Source organism: uncultured Massilia sp. (genome assembly GCF_913773735.1).
GTDB lineage: Bacteria > Pseudomonadota > Gammaproteobacteria > Burkholderiales > Burkholderiaceae_D > Telluria.
This window is the reverse complement of sequence record NZ_CAJYEB010000034.1, coordinates 53,227-74,341: the sequence shown is the minus strand read 5'-3', so window position 1 is coordinate 74,341 and position 21,115 is coordinate 53,227. Positions and strand designations below refer to the sequence as shown.

At 64.9% G+C, this 21,115-nt stretch carries 16 protein-coding genes; 11 read left to right on the top strand and 5 right to left on the bottom strand.

The window, feature by feature from the left end; genetic code table 11:
- Positions 1-51: 51 nt before the first annotated feature.
- The 5 genes from QZ749_RS16770 to QZ749_RS16750 form a co-directional block, all read right to left on the bottom strand.
- Positions 52-585 (bottom strand): transposase, encoded by a 534-nt coding sequence (locus QZ749_RS16770; RefSeq protein WP_296949114.1) that lies wholly within the window; start codon positions 583-585, stop codon positions 52-54.
- 84 nt (positions 586-669) lie between these two features.
- Entirely contained in the window at positions 670-1,998 is a 1,329-nt protein-coding gene (locus QZ749_RS16765) for a DNA recombination protein RmuC (protein ID WP_296949112.1), read from the bottom strand.
- Between the two features lie 8 nt (positions 1,999-2,006).
- Positions 2,007-2,438 (bottom strand): group II truncated hemoglobin, encoded by a 432-nt coding sequence (locus tag QZ749_RS16760; RefSeq protein WP_296949110.1) that lies wholly within the window; start codon positions 2,436-2,438, stop codon positions 2,007-2,009.
- A gap of 136 nt (positions 2,439-2,574) precedes the next feature.
- A complete protein-coding gene (locus tag QZ749_RS16755) occupies positions 2,575-5,106 on the bottom strand; it encodes an ABC transporter permease (RefSeq protein ID WP_296949109.1) in 2,532 nt (843 codons plus the stop codon).
- 17 nt (positions 5,107-5,123) lie between these two features.
- Positions 5,124-6,134 carry an adenosine deaminase gene (locus QZ749_RS16750; RefSeq protein WP_296949108.1) on the bottom strand — a complete coding sequence of 337 codons (1,011 nt, stop codon included), beginning with the start codon at positions 6,132-6,134 and terminating at the stop codon, positions 5,124-5,126.
- 616 nt (positions 6,135-6,750) lie between these two features.
- On the opposite strand from QZ749_RS16750, the gene QZ749_RS16745 reads away from it, so the two are divergent.
- The 11 genes from QZ749_RS16745 to lspA all read left to right on the top strand — a co-directional run bounded on the left by QZ749_RS16745 (position 6,751) and on the right by lspA (position 21,084).
- Positions 6,751-8,673, top strand: coding sequence for a PrkA family serine protein kinase (locus tag QZ749_RS16745; protein ID WP_296949107.1), 1,923 nt, complete (start codon positions 6,751-6,753; stop codon positions 8,671-8,673).
- Between the two features lie 265 nt (positions 8,674-8,938).
- Positions 8,939-10,210, top strand: coding sequence for a YeaH/YhbH family protein (locus QZ749_RS16740; RefSeq protein ID WP_296949105.1), 1,272 nt, complete (start codon positions 8,939-8,941; stop codon positions 10,208-10,210).
- A gap of 36 nt (positions 10,211-10,246) precedes the next feature.
- Positions 10,247-11,776: a SpoVR family protein gene (locus QZ749_RS16735; RefSeq protein ID WP_296949103.1), complete on the top strand. Its 1,530-nt coding sequence runs from the start codon at positions 10,247-10,249 to the stop codon at positions 11,774-11,776.
- Between the two features lie 569 nt (positions 11,777-12,345).
- Positions 12,346-13,008 (top strand): energy transducer TonB, encoded by a 663-nt coding sequence (locus tag QZ749_RS16730; protein WP_296949358.1) that lies wholly within the window; start codon positions 12,346-12,348, stop codon positions 13,006-13,008.
- 84 nt (positions 13,009-13,092) lie between these two features.
- Complete coding sequence (locus QZ749_RS16725; RefSeq protein WP_296949102.1) at positions 13,093-14,025, top strand: MotA/TolQ/ExbB proton channel family protein; 933 nt, start codon at positions 13,093-13,095, stop codon at positions 14,023-14,025.
- Between the two features lie 3 nt (positions 14,026-14,028).
- The gene (locus tag QZ749_RS16720) at positions 14,029-14,457 is read left to right on the top strand and encodes a biopolymer transporter ExbD (protein ID WP_296949101.1); all 429 of its coding nucleotides are present in this window, start codon (positions 14,029-14,031) and stop codon (positions 14,455-14,457) included.
- Positions 14,458-14,544: 87 nt separating this feature from the next.
- Positions 14,545-14,976 (top strand): biopolymer transporter ExbD, encoded by a 432-nt coding sequence (locus QZ749_RS16715; protein ID WP_296949099.1) that lies wholly within the window; start codon positions 14,545-14,547, stop codon positions 14,974-14,976.
- Between the two features lie 69 nt (positions 14,977-15,045).
- A complete protein-coding gene (locus QZ749_RS16710; RefSeq protein WP_296949097.1) occupies positions 15,046-16,275 on the top strand; it encodes a hypothetical protein in 1,230 nt (409 codons plus the stop codon).
- Positions 16,276-16,496: 221 nt separating this feature from the next.
- The gene (locus tag QZ749_RS16705) at positions 16,497-17,468 is read left to right on the top strand and encodes a bifunctional riboflavin kinase/FAD synthetase (RefSeq protein ID WP_296949095.1); all 972 of its coding nucleotides are present in this window, start codon (positions 16,497-16,499) and stop codon (positions 17,466-17,468) included.
- 82 nt (positions 17,469-17,550) lie between these two features.
- Positions 17,551-20,469, top strand: a complete 2,919-nt coding sequence (gene ileS, locus QZ749_RS16700; protein WP_373896828.1) for an isoleucine--tRNA ligase — start codon at positions 17,551-17,553, stop codon at positions 20,467-20,469.
- Between the two features lie 99 nt (positions 20,470-20,568).
- Complete coding sequence (gene lspA / locus QZ749_RS16695; RefSeq protein WP_296949094.1) at positions 20,569-21,084, top strand: signal peptidase II; 516 nt, start codon at positions 20,569-20,571, stop codon at positions 21,082-21,084.
- The last annotated feature ends 31 nt before the right edge of the window (positions 21,085-21,115 follow it).

Sequence of the window (21,115 nt, the reverse complement as noted above, 5' to 3'; positions counted from 1 at the left end):
GGACGGGTCCCCCGTCCACGCGTCCGACCCCGCCTGCGCGAACGCGACGTCCTACTCGACATCGAGCCGTTCGATTTCCGGCCTCCCACCCCAATCCGCCGCATATATCCCGGCCTTCGCATACCGCCAGAACGTGGAATAGGGCCACTCGGCAGCCATTGCGACATGCCCATGCTTGACGGGGTTGAAATGGATGTAATCCATATGGCACTGCATGTCGGCTTCGCTACGAATCTGGTGCTCCCAGAATCGTCGTTGCCAGATCGTCGACTCGCCACGCCTTACCGCGGCATCGCTGCCACGCACGCGATACAGGTCGCCGCACGTATAGGAAACACGATGCTTGATTTGCAACCAGCGTTGCGAAAAATCGGTATCGTCGGGCGGCAGGGTCCAGATGCAATGCAGGTGGTCGGGCAGTAATACCCAACCATCGATGGCGAACGGTTGTATGCGACGCACCGATTGGATCGCCTCGCGCAAGGCCGTGCGGATGACGGCATCGCAGAGAATCGGACGCCGGTGATACGAGACGACCGTGAAGAAGAATGTGTTGCCATGGTTGGCGCGGCGGAATCGGGACATCGGCGCAGTATGGCCACGTCCCGTTTTGAAGCGATGAGGATAATCAAACGCGGGTTGGATGCGTGGACGGCAGAGCCGTCGACCCTACGATGGATCCGGGTCCTCCGAGCCCAGCATGAGCTGCGCCGCCTCGCTCGGCAACGCCTCCACCGACTTGAGCTTGCGCGCCATCTGGCGGCTGCGCACCTCGGCGCTTTCGATGTTGCGGGCCGCGCGTTCCAGCGTGACCTTGGTCTGGGCCAGCACGTCGCCGAACTTGCCGAATTCCGTCTTCACCGCGCCCAGCACCTGCCACACCTCGGACGAGCGCTTTTCCAGCGCCAGCGTGCGGAAACCCATCTGCAGGCTGTTCAGCAGCGCCGCCAGCGTCGACGGGCCGGCGATCGTCACGCGCAGCGTGCGCTGCAGGTCGTCCGCCAGGCCGGGGCGGCGCATCACCTCGGCGTACAGGCCCTCGGTCGGCAGGAACAGGATGGCGAAGTCGGTCGTCTGCGGCGGCGCCAGGTATTTGTCGCAGATGGTCTTCGCCTCGCCGCGCACCGCCCGTTCCAGCTCGGCGCCGGCGCGCGCGACCCCGTCGGCGTCGCCCTGCTCGGCCGCTTCCAGCAGGCGCTCGTACTGCTCCTTCGGGAACTTGGCGTCGATCGGCAGCCACAGCGGCGGGCCGCCGTCGACCACGCCCGGCAGCTTGATCGCGAATTCCACGCGGGCATTCGAGCCGCGCACCGTCTCGACGTTCTTGGCGTACTGCTCGACGGTCAGCACCTGCTCGAGCAGCATCTCCAGCTGCACCTCGCCCCAGGTGCCGCGCGTCTTGACGTTGACCAGCACGCGCTTCAGGTCGCCCACGCCGACGGCCAGCTGCTGCATCTCGCCCAGGCCCTGGTGCACCTTTTCCAGGCGGTCCGACACCTGGCGGAACGATTCCGTGAGGCGCGTCTCCAGGGTCGACTGCAGCTTCTCGTCGACGGTCTGGCGCATCTCCTCGAGGCGCTTGGCGTTATCGGCCTGGAGGTCGCGGATCTTGTGTTCGAGCGTGGCGCGCACTTCCAGCATGCGCTGCGCGTTCGATTCGGTGAGGTTGGCCAGCGCGCCATTGAGCGTGTCGGAGAAGCGCTTCAGCGCGCGCGCCTGCTCCTCGCGCCCGCCCTGGGAGCTGAGCTGGATCTGCTGGCGCATATTGTCCAGCTGCTGGGCGATGGCGGCCTGGTTCTGGGCCAGGTGGGCGGCCAGTTCCTGGCGCGTGGACTGGGCGCTGGACTGCAGTTCCATGCGCAGCTCGCGCTCCAGGCGCTCGACGGCGTGGCGCTCGGCGCCGCCGCCACCGGCGCGGGCGCGCGCCAGCAGCAGGCACTGCAGGGCGAGCACGGCCAGCAGCGCGAGCGCCAGCACGATGAATTCGACGGTCGGCATGGTCGCGCTCAGTGGGGGCGGTTGCGCATCCAGTCGCCGGTCTGGAAGAAGGCCTGCATCAGAGACAGGCGCACGTCGTAGTCGTAGCCCATGTCTTCCAGCGCCATCGCCATGCAGCGCAGCCACTGGTCGCGCTCCGACGTGCCGATCGCGAACGGCAGGTGGCGCGCGCGCAGCATCGGATGGCCGTATTTCTCGATGTAGAGGTTGGGACCGCCCATCCAGCCGGACAGGAACAGGAACAGCTTGTCGCGCGAGCTGTCGTTGGGCACCGGATGCATCGCGTGGATGCCGGCGAAATCCGGCTCCAGCTGCATGATGTCGTAGAAGCGGTCGACCAGCTCGCGCAGGCGCGCTTCGCCGCCGATGATCTCGTACATCGATTCGGCTTCCTGGACGTCGACGGTGTTCGTCGGGGAGGTTTCTTTGGTATCGGACATTTGTCCATGATAGCGCAGCGGATGCGCGCCGTGGGTGGGCGGATTGTCCATGGTCGGCGCGACGCAACAGGGGCCATGTGGACGCGATGGTGCGCACGGGGTGCGCACCCTAAGGCTGAACACCAGGCTCTGACCCCTAGGCCTCGCGCAGCGTCTGCAACGGCGGCTGCCGCAACACGTTGCGCAGCCCAAGCCACCCGCCCACCAGCGCGCACGCCGCGCCGGCCGCCAGCCCGACCGCCCACACCCCGGGCTCGAAGCGCCACGGGAACTTGAACTGGTACTCGGCCAGCGCCCAGCCCAGCGCCGCCGCGCCCGATGCCGCCAGCAGGCCCGACAGCGCGCCGACCAGCGCGAACTCGATCCGCTGCGCCTGCGCCAGCTGGCCGCGCGTGGCGCCCAGCGCGCGCAGCAGGCCCGCCTCGCGCGTGCGCTCGGCCTGCGACCCCATCAGCGCCGCGTACAGCACCAGCACGCCGGAGGCCAGCGTGAACAGGAACAGGAACTCGACGGCGACGACGACCTGGTCGAGCACGTCCTGCAGCTGGCGGATGATGCCGCTGACGTCGATCACGGTCAGGTTCGGGTAGGCGCGCGTCAGGCTGTTGGCCAGGCCGATCCCCTTGGCCGGCAGGTGGAACGCGGTCATGTAGGTCGTGGGCGCGTCGCGCATCGCGGCCGGGTTGATGATCACGAAGAAGTTGGCGCGCATGGAGCCCCATTCGAGCTTGCGCAGGCTGGTGATCCGCGCTTCCACGACCTGCCCGCCCATGTCGAAGCGCATGGTGTCGCCCAGTTTCAGGCGCAGCGTGCGCGCCAGGCCCTGCTCCACCGAGGCCTCGGCCACGCCGGGCGCGTCGCGGTACCAGGCGCCGCCCGAGATTTCGTTCCCGGCCGGCAGGTCGGCCGTGCTGGACAGGTTGAACTCGCGCTCGGCCAGGCCGCGCGCGCGGTCGTCGGTGTAGGTGTCCTTGGTCACCGGATCGCCGTTCACCGCCACCAGGCGCCCGCGGATCATCGGATACAGCGTGGGATCAGCCACGCCGGCGGCGCGGATCTGGCGCGCCACGCCGTCGCGCTGGTCGGGCTGGATGTTGATGATGAAGCGGTTCGGCGCGTCGGCCGGCGTGGACAGGCGCCAGGCCGCCATCAGGTCGCCGCGCACGACGGTCAGCACCAGCAGCGCCATCAGGCCCAGCGACAGCGAGACGATCTGCACGACGGTGGCGCCGGGCCGGCGCTGCAGCGAGGTGATGGCGAAGCGCCAGCCCTGGTGGGCGAACAGGTTGCGCAGGCGGCGCAGGCCCAGCAGCGCCAGCCAGCCGACCAGCGCGAACACGGCGAAGCCGCCGAGGAAGCCGCCGGCCGCCAGCAGGGCCAGGTTCAGGTCGCCGGACTGCCACAGCAGCAGGCCGACGAACACCACGGTGCCCAGGCCGTAGGTCGCCAGCGCGGCGGGGCGCGGCGCGGCCTGCTCGCGCCGGATCACGCGGTTGTGCGGCACGTTGCGCAGTTGCAGGACGGGCGGCAGCGCGAAGCCCACCAGCAGCAGCATGCCGGTGGCGATGCCCTGCAGCGCCGGCAGGATCGACACCGGCGGCAGCGCGGCCGGGATCAGGTTGCGCACGAGCTCGAGCAGCACGAAGTGGGCGCCGAAGCCGACCAGCACGCCCAGCACGCTGCCGGCCAGGCCCACCAGCGCGAACTCGACCAGGAACAGGATGCCGACCTCGTTCTGGGTCATGCCCAGGCAGCGCAGCATGGCCACCGCGTCGAGGTGGCGCTGCATGAAGCGGCGCGCCGCCATCGCCACGGCCACCGCCGCCAGCATCGCCGACAGCAGGCCGACCAGCGACAGGAAGCGCTCGGCGCGGTCGATCGTGTTGCGCATCTCGGGCCGGCCGTTTTCCAGCGTCTCGATGCGCACGCCCTTGACGTTGTCCCGCGCGATGCGCGCGCGCAGCCACCGTTCGTAGTCCTGCACGGCGCGCGGGTCGTTGGCCGACGGCCCGGCCACCTGCATCCGCCAGATGACGCGCGCATAGTTGTCGACCAGGCCCGTGGCCGCGAGGTCGTCCAGCGCCAGCATCACGCGCGGCGCGAAGTTCGCGAACGAGGCGCCGCGGTCCGGTTCCGTCGCGATCAGGCGCGCGATCCGGAAGGACTTGTCGCCCAGCTGGATGGTGCTGCCGACCTTGGCCTTCAGCGGCGGCAGCAGGTTGACGTCGACCCAGACCGTGCCCGGCGCCGGCACGCCCTCGGCGCGGTCGCCGAGCGCCTCGCTGGCATCCTCGACGCTGGTGGTGGTGCGCACCTCGCCGCGCAGCGGATAGCCGGCGGACACCGCCTTCACCGATGCCAGCAGCGCCTGCGAATCGACGCCCTGCCCGGCCTGCGCCATGCTGGGGAAGGTGACGGTGTCGGCCAGCGCCAGGCCGCGCTTCCTGGCTTCGTCGCGCCAGTCCTGGCGCAGCGGCTGGTCGGCGTTGACCAGCAGGTCGGCGCCCAGCAACTGGCGCGCGTCGCGGTCCAGGCCGCTCCTCATGCGGTCGACGAAGAAGCCGACCGCGGTGAGGGCCGATACCGCCACCACCAGCGCCACCAGCAGGAAGCGCAGTTCGCCGGCGCGCCAGTCGCGCGCGGTCATCCGCAGGGATTGGATCAGCATCGGGCGCCCGTCCGTGGTCAGTGCTGCTGGTTGAAGAAGGCGTCCACCTCGGCGAGGAAGGCGCGCTTCTGTTCCGGTTCGAGGAAGGCGGCCTCGAAGCTGTTGCGCGCGAGCGTGCGCGCATGGCCCGCGTCGAGCGGCAGCGCGTCGAAGGCGGCCAGGTAGTTGTCGTTGACGTAGCCGCCGAAATAGGCCGGGTCGTCCGAGTTGATGGTGACGGCCAGGCCGGCGTCGAGCAGGCGGCGCAGGCTGTGGCTGCCCATCACGTCGAACACGCGCAGCTTGACGTTCGACAGCGGGCACACGGTCAGCGCCATGCGCTCGCGCGCCACGCGCGCCACCAGGTCGGCATCGTCCAGGATGCGCACGCCGTGGTCGATGCGTTCCACGTTCAGGACGTCGAGCGCGCTCTCGATGTAGGCCGGCGGCCCCTCCTCGCCCGCATGCGCGACGAGGTGCAGCCCGAGGTTGCGGGCGCGCTCGAACACGCGCGCGAATTTTTCCGGCGGGTGGCCGACCTCGGACGAATCCAGGCCCACGCCGATGATCTTGTCGCGCAGCGGCAGCGCTTCCTCCAGCGTGGCGATGGCGTCGCTCTCGGGCAGGTGGCGCAGGAAGCACATGATCAGCGTGGCGCTGATGGGGCCGTCCTGGCAGGCGCGCCAGATGCCGTCGACCACGGTGCGGAACGGGATGCCGCGCGCCGTGTGCGTCTGCGGGTCGAAGAAGATCTCGGCGTGGCGCACATTGTCGCGCGCGGCGCGCTCCAGGTACGCCATGGTCATGTCGTAGAAGTCCTGCTCCGTGATCAGGACACTGGCGCCGGCATAATAAATGTCCAGGAACGATTGCAGATCGGTGAAAGCGTAAGCTTCACGCAACGCTTCCACCGATGGGTACGGGAGCGAGACGCCGTTCCTTTGCGCCAGCTCAAAAATCAGTTCGGGCTCGAGCGAGCCTTCGATATGAATGTGCAATTCTGCCTTGGGCATCGCCTGCAACATATGGCGCAGCTGTGTGTTCAGCATCGGGACTCCACGGTGAACCGGGTGGTTGGATTGATCAGGCAGCAGTGTAGCGCATGCGCGGGGCCGGCCCGCCCGTCCCGCCGCTTTCGCCGGCCATGCCCCGCGACGCCCCGGCACGGCGCGGCGGAACGCGTGCGCCACTGCTTAGCGACTTGGTGCACTATTTATTGACCTTTTCATAAACATGAAGGCCGCGGACGGCGTCACGAACCGGGTCCGGTGGCCCGCGCCGCTACCTGCAATCCGGTAGGGAAAAGCGTGCGGACAGATTCCCAAAAAACCTTGTTTTCTTATTTGTTTCAAGCGCTTGGCGTCGTGCGCACGCGTGCGTTCCGGCGTTTTGACTTCGAGAACTAATAAGCACATAATAAATTTCATACGCGTAAGAAGACGCTCTCAGCGGGCGCCAGACGAACCGGTACAAACCGGATGAGAACAAGAACATCGCCCTTCGTTTTGTGTCAGACCAAAGCATTCTGACCTCCAGACATCAACGGCGACCCCACACAACGACAGCCGGCGCCCGCAAGGCGCCAGGCCAGAACCGGGGCTTGGACGGCCAACTTCAGCGGCCGTCGGACAGTGATCAGTTGTTAGCTCATTAGAGGACATTCACATGACCATATTCGATAATTACGCAGCCCGCTACGAGCGTACCCGGGAAGAGGAATACTCGCTGTCCGAGTATCTCCAGCTCTGCAAGAAGGATCCCCTGACTTACGCCAGCGCCCCCGAGCGCATGCTGGCCGCCATCGGCGAACCCACCCTGGTCGACACCCGCCTCGACCCGCGCCTGTCGCGCATCTTCGCCAACAAGGTCATCAAGACGTACCCCGCGTTCCGCGAATTCTACGGCATGGAGGAAGCGATCGAGCAGGTCGTCTCGTACTTCCGCCACGCGGCCCAGGGCCTGGAAGAACGCAAGCAGATCCTGTACCTGCTGGGCCCGGTGGGCGGCGGCAAGTCGTCGATCGCCGAGAAGCTCAAGCACCTGATGGAACAGGTGCCGTTCTTCGCGATCAAGGGTTCGCCGGTCAACGAGTCGCCGCTCGGCCTGTTCGACGAGGAAGAGGACGGCGCCATCCTCGAGGAAGACTACGGCATCCCGCGCCGCTACCTGCGCACCGTGCCGAGCCCGTGGGCCGTCAAGCGCCTGCACGAGTTCGGCGGCGACATCAACAAGTTCCGCGTGGTCAAGCGCTATCCGTCGATCCTGAAGCAGATCGCGATCGCCAAGACCGAGCCGGGCGACGAGAACAACCAGGACATTTCCTCGCTGGTCGGCAAGGTCGACATCCGCAAGCTCGAGGATTATTCGCAGGACGATCCGGACGCCTACAGCTATTCCGGCGGCCTGTGCCTGGCCAACCAGGGCCTGATGGAGTTCGTCGAGATGTTCAAGGCGCCGATCAAGGTACTGCACCCGCTGCTGACGGCCACGCAGGAAGGCAACTACAAGGGCACCGAGGGCTTCGGCGCGATCCCGTTCGAGGGCATCGTGCTGGCCCACTCGAACGAATCCGAGTGGAAGACCTTCCGCAACAACCGCAACAACGAGGCGTTCCTCGACCGTATCTACATCGTCAAGGTGCCCTACTGCCTGCGCGTGTCGGACGAAATCAAGATCTACGACAAGCTGCTGCGCAATTCCTCGCTCGACAAGGCGCCGTGCGCGCCGGGCACGCTGCGCATGATGTCGCAGTTCGCCATCCTGTCGCGCCTGAAGGACCCGGAGAATTCCAGCATCTATTCGAAGATGCTGGTGTACGACGGCGAGAACCTCAAGGACACCGACCCGAAGGCCAAGTCGCTGCACGAATACGTCGACTACGCCGGCGTGGACGAAGGCATGAACGGCCTGTCGACGCGCTTCGCCTTCAAGATCCTGTCGAAAGTCTTCAACTTCGACAACACGGAAGTGGCGGCGAACCCGGTGCACCTGCTGTACGTGCTCGAACAGCAGATCGAGCGCGAGCAGTTCCCGCCCGAGACCGAGCAGCGCTACCTGTCCTACATCAAGGAACACCTGGCGCAGCGCTACGTCGACTTCATCGGCAAGGAAATCCAGACGGCCTACCTGGAAAGCTATTCGGAATACGGCCAGAACATCTTCGACCGCTACGTCACGTTCGCCGACTTCTGGATCCAGGACCAGGAATTCCGCGACCCGGACACCGGCGAGAGCTTCGACCGCGAATCGCTGAACGCCGAACTGGAAAAGATCGAGAAGCCGGCCGGCATCTCGAACCCGAAGGATTTCCGGAACGAAATCGTGAACTTCGCCCTGCGCGCCCGCGCCACCAATGGCGGCAAGAACCCGGCGTGGACCAGCTACGAGAAATTCCGCAGCGTCATCGAGAAGAAGATGTTCTCGAATACGGAAGAACTGTTGCCGGTCATCTCGTTCAATGCGAAGGCCAGCACCGAGGACGCCACCAAGCACGCCGACTTCGTCGCGCGCATGGTCGAGAAGGGCTACACACCGAAGCAAGTGCGCCTGCTGTGCGAATGGTATCTGCGCGTCAGGAAATCTTCTTGATGGGTGCTCGATAAACCTACCGCGCGTCGCACGGTCGGCCTGCGATGCGCGCCGTACGACAGTACGGCTGCGCCTCTCGGCCAACTGTGCTTCCGCAGGCTACGGTTTCTCGCGCCCCCGTTATGCCAACGATTGGCATCGAGAATGAAAGTGTGGCGTGAGGCCGCCGATTTCCGCAATGTCAGGCATGTTACCGCGCGGAGGTTTATTATGAAGGGACCGGGAAGGAATCCGGCCCGCCGCGAATTTCAGCAGGAGGCCTGTTTTGACTTACCTTATCGACCGTCGCTTGCAGGGCAAGAACAAGTCTGCGGTCAACCGCGAACGCTTCTTGCGCCGCTACAAGGCGCAAATCAAGGATGCGGTGGGCCGGGCGATCAAGGGTCGCTCGATCACCGATATCGAAAATGGCGAGAAGGTTTCGATTCCCGTCAAGGACGTGAACGAACCACGCTTCGGACACGCGCACGGCGGTGTCTGGGAAACCGTTAACCCCGGCAACACCGAGTACCAGAAAGGCGACCAGTTCAACCGCCCGCGCGGCGGCGGCGGCGGCGCCGGCCGCGGCAAGGCGGGCAACAGCGAGCAGACCAGCGAAGACGATTTCATCTTCGAGCTCAGCCGCGAAGAATTCATGAACTACTTCTTCGAAGACCTCGAGCTGCCCAACCTGGTCAAGACCCAGCTCACCCAGGTCGTCGACTACAAGAACCAGCGCGCCGGCTACAACATCTCGGGCACGCCCTCGAACATCCACGTGCTGCGCTCGCTGCGCGGCGCGCTCGGGCGGCGCATCGCCGTGGGCGGCCCCTCGCGCAAGACCATCACCGCCCTCGAGGAAGAACTGCGCGACCTGCGCGAGGAAGGCGTCCCCGACGACGACCCGCGCGTGCTGGAACTCAGGCGCAAGATCCACCACCTGCACACGCGCCTGCTGGCGATCCCGTTCATCGACCCGATCGACCTGCGCTACAGCAACCGGGTCAAGATTCCCAAGCCGTCGACGGCCGCCGTGATGTTCTGCATCATGGACGTCTCCGGCTCGATGGACGAAAGCCGCAAGGACACGGCCAAGCGCTTCTTCATCCTGCTCTATTTGTTCCTCAAGCGCATGTACGAGAAGATCGACGTCGTCTTCATCCGCCACCACACCGCGGCGGCGGAGGTCGACGAGAACGAGTTCTTCCACTCGCGCGAATCGGGCGGCACCGTGGTGTCGTCGGCGCTGCACCTGCTGAACAAGGTGATTTCCGAGCGCTACAGCAATGGCGACTGGAACAGCTACGTGGCGCAGGCCTCGGACGGCGACAACTGGGACAACGACTCGGTGCTGTGCAAGCAGATCATCACCAGCGCGATCATGCCCAGGGTCCAGTACTACACCTACGTCGAGATCACCGACGGCCCGCCCCAGAACCTGTGGGAGCAGTATGCCGAGGTGGCGGCCACGCACCATAACTTCGCCATGCAGAAGATCGTGACGCCGGCCGACATCTACCCGGTGTTCCGCGAACTCTTCAAGAAGCAGCCAAAGTAAACGCCCACTTGCAGCCATGAACCACGAGGCCCGCCCATGCCAAGAGATCCCAACAACCCGCGCGCCCTGCCCGACCAGTCCGAATGGACATTCGACCTGATCGAGCAGGCGCACGACGAAATCGGCCGGATCGCCCGCAAGTTCGGCCTGGATACCTACCCCAACCAGCTCGAGATCATCACGGCCGAGCAGATGATGGATGCCTATGCGTCCGTCGGCATGCCGGTGTCGTACAGTCACTGGTCGTTCGGCAAGCATTTCCTCAGCACGGAAAAGAGCTACCGCCGCGGCCAGATGGGACTGGCCTACGAGATCGTCATCAACTCGAATCCCTGCATCGCCTACCTGATGGAGGAAAACAGCCTTACCATGCAGGCGCTGGTGATCGCGCACGCGGCCTATGGCCATAATTCTTTCTTCAAAGGCAATTATCTGTTCCGCACCTGGACCGATGCCGACGCCATCGTCGACTACATGGTCTTCGCCAAGAACTACATTGCCGAGTGCGAACAGCGCCATGGCATCGACGCCGTCGAGGAATTGCTCGATTCCTGCCATGCGCTGCAGAACTACGGCGTCGACCGCTACAAGCGGCCGGCCAAGCTGTCCGTGTCGCAGGAAGCCGCGCGCCAGAAAGAGCGCGAGGAATACATGCAGTCCCAGGTGAACGAGCTGTGGCGCACCCTGCCGCGGCGCGGCGAGGAACAGGTGCGCGACCAGCTGCCGCCGCGCTTCCCGCCCGAGCCCGAGGAAAACCTGCTCTACTTCATCGAGAAGTACGCCCCGCTGCTGGAACCCTGGCAGCGCGAGCTGGTGCGCATCACGCGCAAGATCTCCCAGTATTTCTATCCGCAACGCCAGACCCAGGTGATGAACGAGGGCTGGGCCACCTTCTGGCACTACACGATCCTGCAGGAACTCTATAAAGAGGGGATCGTCGGCGACGGCTTCATGCTGGAATTCCTGCAGAGCCATACCAACGTCGTCTACCAGCCGCCGGCCACCAGTCCTTATTACAATGGCATCAACCCCTATGCGCTGGGCTTTGCCATGATGAGCGACATCAAGCGCATCTGCCAGGAGCCCACCGACGAGGACCGCGCCTGGTTCCCGGACATCGCCGGCAGCGACTGGCTCAAGACGCTCGACTTTGCGATGCGCAACTTCAAGGACGAGAGCTTCATCGCCCAGTACCTGTCGCCCAAGCTGATCCGCGACTTCCACTTCTTCGCCGTGCTGGACGACGACCGCAGCGACAAGCTGACCATCTCGGCCATCCACGACGAAGCGGGCTACCGCTACGTGCGCCAGCAGCTGGCCGAGCAGTACAACCTCGGCAACCGCGAGCCGAACATCCAGGTCTGGCAGGTCAATACCCGCGACGACCGCGCGCTGACGCTCCGCCACACGCAGTTCCAGCGGCGCCCGCTGAACCAGCAGGCGCACGAGGTGCTCAAGCATGTGGCCCGGCTGTGGGGCTTCGACGTGCGCCTGGAAACCGTCGATCCGTCGGGCCGCGTCGTGAGCAGCCTCGAATGCCGGCGCGAAAAGCGCGCGCGGTATTGATCCATCCCGCCCGTACCGTCCGGTACGGGCACTTTCCCGCCTCATCCGTGTCCAACCTGGGCACCCTTCCGATGCCGTCTTGATGTAGTCCTACTACTCCCGGGCGTGTCCGGTCAGCCATAGCGATGCGAGATGTTGCCATAAGGTCATCTTATACCCGTGCTTGTATAGGCAGGCTCAACAGTACGCACGTGGCGATGAAACTTGGATATAGTTAGTAGAAAGGCACGTCGCCCGGCAAACGTAATTCGCCAGGATATAAAATCAGCATCGAAAATATGGCAAAGTGCCCCCTTCCCCTTACGTTCCACATATTATGAAAGGACACGATCCAACGCTTTCAAACGCCCCTTCCAGCCCGTTCCGGGCCGCCTTCCCGCATACCTTGCCGATGCCCAGCTTTACTTGTTTTTACAGGCAGTTAGCACCTTCTTGAAGGTACAAAAATGTATGTGCAAAAAAGAATTCGTAGGTATAATTCTTCGATGTCCCGGATGCGGCCCTAGGTTTTTGTCGTGTTTAGTGGGTTTAGTAGCAACAAAAAAGAGATGGTATTGGAGAAATATGGCATGAATTTTTCGCATGAGAAGAACCCCGGGAAGAATTTCACAGGCATAGCCATCGTCGTCCTGTTGCACGTTCTGGTAGCTTGGGCCATCGTCAATGGCCTCGGCACCCGGATCGTCACCAAGGTGACCGAAGCTGTGGAAACCAAGCTGATCGAAGAAGTGAAGCCGCCCCCGCCGCCGGAAACGCCGCCGCCGCCGCCGCCGCCGGAAATGAAGGCGCCTCCGCCGCCGTTCATCCCGCCGGTCGAGGTGCAAGTGCAGCAACCGCCGCCGCCGCAAAACACGATCGCCGCCGCAACCAATACGCCGCCGCCGTCCCGTGACCTGGCACCGCCGGCACCTCCGGCACCGCCCGCTCCTGCAGCCAAGGCGCCGCCGGGTCCGAGCATTACCGCGGCCGTGGCCGACTTCAATACCTGCGCACGCCCGGAATATCCGAAATCGTCGCTGCGTAACGAAGAAACCGGTAAAACGACCCTTCAGTTCCTGATCGCAGCCGACGGCGCCGTCAAGGAATCGAAGTTGCAGAAGTCGAGTGGCTTCCGCGATTTGGACCGAGCTGCTCAAACGGCTCTGAGCAAATGCCGATTCAAGCCGGCCACCGAGAATGGTCAGCCGAAAGAGGCGTGGACAGCGGTAGAGTACGTCTGGACGCTGGAATAAACCGGGACGGCTACACCGTCTCAATTTGTGATTTTCGTTGTCATTAGTTCAGCGAACTGTCTATTTTATAATTTTGGAGGAAGCATGTTTAAGAATACCCGTTTGTCCGCTATGCTGGCGGCAGTCCTGTTCTCGGTAACTGCGGCATCGGCCCTGGTCTCCGCACCGGCCTTCGCCCAGGACCAGGCTGCAGCTCCGGCGGCAAGCGCACCGGCCGACGCCGCTGCACCGGCACCGGCCGCTGACGCCGCCGCCGCCGCCCCGGCCGACGGCGCCGCCCCGGCAGCCGCTCCAGCAGGCGCCAAGGAAGAAGTGCACAACCCGTATGGCATCGGCGCGATGTGGGCCGAAGGCGACTTCGTCAACAAGGGCACCATCATCATCCTGTCGCTGATGTCGATGGGTTCGTGGTACATCATCATCACCAAGCTGCTGGACCAGGCCAAGGTGATGCGCCAGTCGAAGGAAACCACCCAGAAGTTCTGGAAGGCACCGTCGATCGCCGCCGGCTCGGCACAACTGAAGGAAGGTTCGCCGTTCCGCTTCATCGCCGAAACCGGCACCAAGGCAACCCAGCACCACGACGGCGCCCTGCTCGAGCAGATCGACCTGTCGACCTGGGTGACCATGCAGATCCAGCGCTCGGTGGACAAGGTCCAGTCGCGCCTGCAGGATGGCCTGTCGTTCCTGGCAACCGTCGGTTCGACCTCGCCGTTCATCGGTCTGTTCGGTACCGTCTGGGGCATCTACAACGCACTGACCGCCATCGGCATGTCGGGTAACGCCTCGATCGACAAGGTCGCAGGTCCGGTGGGTGAAGCGCTGATCATGACCGCCTTCGGTCTGTTCGTCGCCGTTCCGGCAGTTCTGGGTTACAACTGGCTGGTCCGCCGCAACAAGGCAGCCATGGAAGACATCCGTTCGTTCAGCGCCGACGTGCACTCGGTCCTGATCTCGGGCGCCATGTCGACCTCGGACGCTGCACGTGCCGCTGCGGGCACCAAGAAAGTGGGCTAAATCATGGCAATGAGTGTCGGCTCCGATTCCGGAGATGATGATGCCGTCATGTCAGAGATCAACACGACGCCGCTCGTCGACATCATGTTGGTTCTCCTTATCATCTTCCTGATCACCAGCCCGGTGGTCCTGAAGCTGCAAAAGGTTAATCTGCCAGTCGAAACGAACCAGGTCACCAAGACCAAGCCGGAAGATATCAACATCACCGTCAACGCAGAAGGCGAGATGTACTGGAACCAGACCCACATCGCTAACACGGATGAACTGTTCAAGTTCTTCGCGGAGCAGTCGGTGAAGGTGCCGCAACCGGCCGTCAAGGTGCGCGGCGACCAGGCGACCCGCTACGAAGCGATCGGCCGGGTGATCTACACGGCACAGCGTGCTGGGGTACAGAAGGTCGGTTTCGTGATCGAACCGCCGGACAAGGGCTGATAGCAGATAGCCCCAGGGATGGCGCCGGGCATGCCCGGCGGGCTTGAAAGGCGCCATCCGCGTCCCCAACATTAGAAAGGAAACAGCATGGGTATGAACGTAGGTTCAGGCTCCGCCAAGGGAGCCGATCCGGAACCGATGATCGAAATGAACATGACGCCGCTGATCGACGTCCTGCTCGTTCTGATCATCATGATGATCATCACGATTCCGCGACAAAACCACTCGGTCAATCTGAACATGCCGGTGGGCAATCCGCCACCGCAGACCGAGAAGCCGCAAGTGGTGACGATCGATGTCGACTTCGACGGCACGATCCTGTGGGATGGCCAGACGATTCCTGACCGTCCGTCCCTGGAAGCCAAGATGAACAGCATCGCCGCGATGCCGAACCAGCCGGAAGTTCACCTCCGTCCCAACAAGCTGGTCGAGTACAAGGTGGTCGCTGGCGTCATGGCGACGGCACAGCGTCTGGGCGTTACCAAGATCGGTATGGTCGGTAACGAACAGTTCCAGTAATTCGCTTTGGCTATAATGAACACGGCAGGGTTTCCCTGCCGTGTCTATTTTGAAGAAAGATATTCGCTAATGTCCAAGTTCCGCCTCGCACACCTCGGCCTCGCACTGGCCGCACTCGGATTCACCGCCGCCGCTCCGGTGGTTGGCCTGGCACCGGTCCACGCTGCCGAAACCCTCCGCGCTGAAGTGGGCAAACCGCTGCAGCAAGCCCAGCAACAGATGAAAGCGGGCAAGAACAAGGAAGCGCTCGCCACGCTGCGCCAACTCGACGGCGTCAGCGGCAAGACCCCGAACGAACAATACCTGATCGAACGCACCCGCGCCGGCGCCGCCTCGGCCGCAGGCGACTACGACACGGCCGCCAAGGCCTTCGAGTTCCTGATCGCCTCCGGCAAGCTGTCCGCCAACGAAAAGGCCCAGTTCTCGGAAGGCCTGATCGGCATCTACATGCGCGCCGGCGACCTGAACAAGGCCAACGCCGCCATCGAGCGCCAGCTGAAGGAACGCAACGATCCGAAGCTGCGCGCCTACCTGATGCAGAACTATTACAAGCAGGGTAACGTGGCCGCGCTCGAGAACGAGCTGCGCAATGCCGAGAAGTCCGGCCGCCTGTCGGAAGACGAATTGGGCATGCTGGCCAACATCCAGCTCAAGAAGAACGACAAGGCAGGCTACGTCAACACGATCGAGAAGCTGGCCGCCAACTATCCGAAGGCCCAGTACTGGACCGACCTGCTGAACCGCGTGCAGGGCAAGCCGGGCTTCGCCGGCCGCCTGCAGGTGGACGTCTACCGCCTGAAGCTGGCCAACAACCTCATGAAGAAGCCGAGCGAATTCATGGAGATGGCCCAGCTGGTGCTGCAAGCCAAGGCCCCGGCCGAAGCCGTCAAGGTCATCGACAAGGGCTACAAGGCCGGCGCACTGGGCACCGGTCCGGAAGCCGAACGCCACAAGCGCCTGAAGGACCTGGCCGATAAGACCCTGAGCGAGCAGACCACGGGCGCGGTCGCGGCCGAAGCCGAGATGGTCAAGCTGGGCGACCAGGACGGCCTAGCGCAGCTGGGCTATGCGCTGGTGCAGGCGGGCCAGGCCGACAAGGGCCTGAAGATGATGGAAAGCGCGATCAAGTCCGGCAAGCTGAAGTATCCGGAAGACGCCAAGCTGCACCTGGGCGAGGCGTATGCCACCGCCGGCAAGAAGCAGCAAGCCATCAACACGCTCAAGACCGTGGGCGGCAAGGACGGCGCGGCCGACCTGGCACGCTACTACATCATGGCGATCAACCGCCCGGCACAGTAATCCGCCGGCGGTTGCCCATGTCGTCCCCGCGCAGGCGGGGACCCGATTTCTCGGCGTTATCGAAACGCGTGCAAATTGGGTCCCGCCTCCGCGGGGACGACGTTTTTGTGGCGCCGGCCATGTTCCCGGCGGATCGTGCAGCTCTTGCATTTCCAGCATGTGGATATGCAATAACCCACTTGCCGTATAATCTGGTATTTCGCCAGAAGCACGAACATCGAATGAAGGTATTCCGCGGACTTCCCAACGACAGGGCGCGCGCCCCGTGCGCACTCACGATCGGCAACTTCGATGGTGTCCACCGCGGACACCAGGCGCTGCTGGCCCACGTGACCGCGAACGCGCGCCGCCTCGGGCTGGAAGCCGCCGTGATGACCTTCGAGCCGCATCCGCGCGAATACTTCGCCCAGCGCGCGAACGACCCGTCGAAAGCGCCCGCGCGCATCGCCAACCTGCGCGACAAGCTCGAATCGCTGGAGAACGCCGGCGTCGACCGCGTCATCGTCGAACACTTCAACGAGCATTTCGCGGCCATGTCGCCGCAGGCCTTCACCCAGCACGTACTGGTCGACGGCCTGCACGTGAAATGGCTGATGGTCGGCGACGACTTCTGCTACGGCGCACGGCGCGCCGGCAACGTCGCGCTGCTGGCCGAGGCCGGCAAGCAGCACGGTTTCGACGTGCACAGCCTGCCCGCCGTGCTGCACGATGCCACCCGCATCTCTTCCTCGGCCGTGCGCGCCGCGCTGGCCGCCGCCGACTTCGACGCGACCCGCGCCCTGCTGGGCCACCCGTACGCGATGTCCGGCCACGTGATCCACGGCGCCAAGCTGGGCCGCACGCTGGGCTTTCCCACGCTGAACCTGCGCGTGGCGCACCGCCCTGCCCTGGCCGGCATCTTCGTCGTGCAGGTGCACGGCCTGGCCGACCATCCGCTGCCGGCCGTCGCCAGCCTGGGCGTGCGCCCGACCGTCGAGGACGCGGGCCGCACGCTGCTCGAAGTGCACGTGTTCGACTGGCACCAGGCCTGCTACGGCAAGCTGGTGCGCGTCGAATTCCTGGCCAAGCTGCGCGACGAGGAAAAATACGTCGACCTGCCCACCCTGACGGCCGCCATCGAGCAGGACGCGCGCCAGGCGCGCGCCTGGTTCGCCCGGCGCGACGGCGCCACCACGGCCACCGACCGAATTTGAACGTGGACTCCCCGGCCGCGGCTCCCGTGGCCCCGGCACGATCCATCGTCACGAACAACAGCAGTCCACCTTAGAAAACACCATGTCCGATACCAAACCAGGCCAAGGCCAACCGCAGGGCCAGAAACAGGGCCAGAAGCAGGGCAAGCCAGCCCAGAAGCCCGACAGCAAATACCCGGTCAACATGACCGACACCCCGTTCCCGATGCGCGGCGACCTTGCCAAGCGCGAGCCGGGCTGGGTCAAGCAATGGCAGGACAAGAAGATCTACGAGCGCGTGCGCAAGGCCGCGGCCGGCCGGCCGAAGTTCATCCTGCACGACGGTCCGCCGTACGCCAACGGCGACATCCACCTGGGCCACGCCGTCAACAAGATCCTGAAGGACATGGTCGTCAAGTCGCGCACGATGGCCGGCTTCGACGCGCCCTACGTGCCGGGCTGGGATTGCCACGGCATGCCGATCGAGATCCAGATCGAGAAGCAGTTCGGCAAGAACCTGCCGACCGCCGAGGTGCTGCAGAAAGCGCGCGCCTATGCGCTCGAGCAGATCGACCGCCAGCGCGCCGGCTTCATCCGCCTGGGCGTGCTGGGCGAGTGGGACAACCCGTACATGACCATGGCCTACGGTAACGAGGCCGACGAGCTGCGCGCCCTCGGCACGCTGCTGGAAAAGGGTTACGTCTACCGCGGCCTGAAGCCGGTGAACTGGTGCTTCGACTGCGGCTCGGCGCTGGCCGAGGCGGAAGTCGAATACCAGGACAAGCGCGACCCGGCGATCGACGTCGGCTTCCCGTTCGCGGAAAGCGACAAGCTGGCGCAGGCGTTCGGCCTGGCGCAACTGCCGGAAGGCGACGGCTTCATCGTCATCTGGACGACGACCCCGTGGACCATCCCGTCCAACCAGGCGCTGAACGTGCACCCGGAAGTGACCTACGCGCTGGTGCGGGCCGAACGCGACGGCCGGCCGCTGCTGCTGGTGGTGGCGAAGGACCTGGCAGAAGGCGTCCTGCAGCGCTACAAGCTGGAAGGCGCGATCGTCGCCGAGACCGCCGGCGCGAACCTGGCCGGCATCCGCTTCAAGCACCCGCTGCACGCGGCCGACCCGTTCTACGACCGCACCTCGCCGGTCTACCTGGCCGACTACGTCACGACCGACAGCGGCACCGGCGTCGTGCACTCGGCCCCGGCCTACGGCCTGGAAGACTTCCAGTCCTGCAAGGCGCACGGCATGAAGGACGACGAGATCCTCAAGCCGGTGATGGGCGACGGCCGCTTCGCCTCGACGCTGCCGCTGTTCGGCGGCATGACGATATGGGAAGCCTCCAAGCCGATCTGCGCCGCGCTGACCGATGCCGGCGCCCTGTTCGAACTGAAGATGTTCGACCACAGCTACATGCACTGCTGGCGCCACAAGACCCCGATCGTCTACCGCGCCACCAGCCAGTGGTTCGCCGGCATGGACGTGACCCCGAAGGATGGCGGTCCCACGCTGCGCGAGACCGCGCTGGCCGGCATCGAGCAGACCCGGTTCTTCCCCGACTGGGGCCAGGCGCGCCTGCACGGCATGATCGCCAACCGTCCGGACTGGACCCTGTCGCGCCAGCGCCAGTGGGGCGTGCCGATGGCCTTCTTCATCCACAAGGAGACGGGCGAGCTGCACCCGCGCACCCCGGAACTGCTGGAACAGGTGGCCAAGCTGATCGCAGCGAACGGCATCGACGCCTGGCACAAGCTGGATGCCCGCGAGCTGCTCGGCGACGACGCCGACATCTACGAAAAGAACCGCGACACGCTCGACGTATGGTTCGATTCGGGCACCACGCACCAGACCGTGCTGCGCGGCTCGCACAAGGAACAGCTGGCGTTCCCGGCCGACCTGTACCTGGAAGGCTCGGACCAGCACCGCGGCTGGTTCCACTCCTCGCTGCTGACCTCCTCGATGCTCAACGGCCGCCCGCCGTACAAGGCGCTGCTGACGCACGGCTTCACCGTCGACGAGAACGGCAAGAAGATGTCGAAGTCGCTGGGCAATACGCTGGCGCCGCAGAAGATCTCCGACACCCTCGGCGCCGACATCCTGCGCCTGTGGGTGGCCTCGACCGACTACACGGGCGAGCTGTCGATCGGCGAGGAAATCCTCAAGCGCGTGACGGAATCCTACCGCCGCATCCGCAACACGCTGCGCTTCCTGCTGGCGAACACCTCGGACTTCGACCCCGCGACCCATGCCGTGCCGGTCGCGGACATGGTCGAGATCGACCGCTACGCGCTGGCCGAGACCGCGCGCCTGCAGGCGGACGTGGCCGCCCACTTCGAGCGCTACGAATTCCACCCGGTGGTGGCGCGCCTGCAGAACTTCTGCTCGGAAGACCTGGGCGGCTTTTACCTCGACATCCTGAAGGACCGCCTGTACACGACCGGCGTCGATTCCGTCGCGCGCCGCTCGGCCCAGACCGCGCTGTGGCACATCGCGCACAGCCTGCTGCGCGTGATGGCGCCGATCCTGTCGTTCACGGCCGAGGAAGCGTGGGCCGTGTTCGCGGGCGAGAAGGCGTTCGCGGACAGCGACGAGACCATCTTCACGCAGACGCTGTGGACCTTCCCGGAGATCGCTGACAGCGCCGCCCTGCTGGACAAGTACGCGCTGCTGCGCGCCGTGCGCGCCGACGTCACCAAGCAGCTCGAAGAGGTGCGCGCGTCCGGCGCCATCGGCTCCTCGCTGCAGGCGGAACTGGCGCTCAAGGCCGCGGGCGACAAGTACGCGGCGCTGGCCAGCCTGGACGACGACCTGAAGTTCGTCTTCATCACCTCGCAGGCGAGCGTCGAGCGGGTCGCGGACGCGGCCGCCGAAGCCGTGGCCGTCACGCCGTCGCAGGCGCCCAAGTGCGAGCGCTGCTGGCACTACCGCGCCGACGTCGGCCACGACCACGCCCACCCCGGCCTGTGCGGCCGCTGCACGAGCAACCTGTTCGGCGGCGGCGAGCCGCGCCGCTTCGCGTGAGCGCCAGGTAAGCAACCAGCAAGCGACCGGCGGCGGCCACGTGCCGCCGCCGGCCCATCGTGGAGCCCGCGGCGGCTCCCCACCCTCAACCTCATCGACATGGCCACCAAAAAGAAACCGACGTTCTCCGCCGTCTCCTCGCGCCCCAGCCTCGCGCCGTGGATCGGGATCGCCTTCATCGTCATCCTGCTCGACCAGATCAGCAAGATCACCATCGTCCGCCTGTTCGTGCACGGCGAAGAAAAACCGGTCACCAGCTTCTTCAACCTCGTGCTCGCCTACAATCCGGGCGCGGCGTTCAGCTTCCTGTCCACCCAGGGCGGCTGGCAGCGTTACTTCTTCGCCGGCATCGCGATCGTCGCCGTCGGCTTCATCCTCTACCTGCTGCGCAAGCACGCGGGGCAACGCATGTTCTGCTGGGCGCTGGCCCTGATCATGGGCGGCGCGCTGGGCAACCTGATCGACCGCCTCATGTACGGCCACGTGATCGACTTCCTCGACTTCTACCTGGCCGGCGTCGGCCACTTCCCGGCATTCAACATCGCCGACACGGCGATCACCATCGGCGCCATCCTGTTCATCGTCGACGAGCTGCGGCGCGTGAACAAGCACTGAGCAAACACAGCGCAAGCACTGCGCAGACACC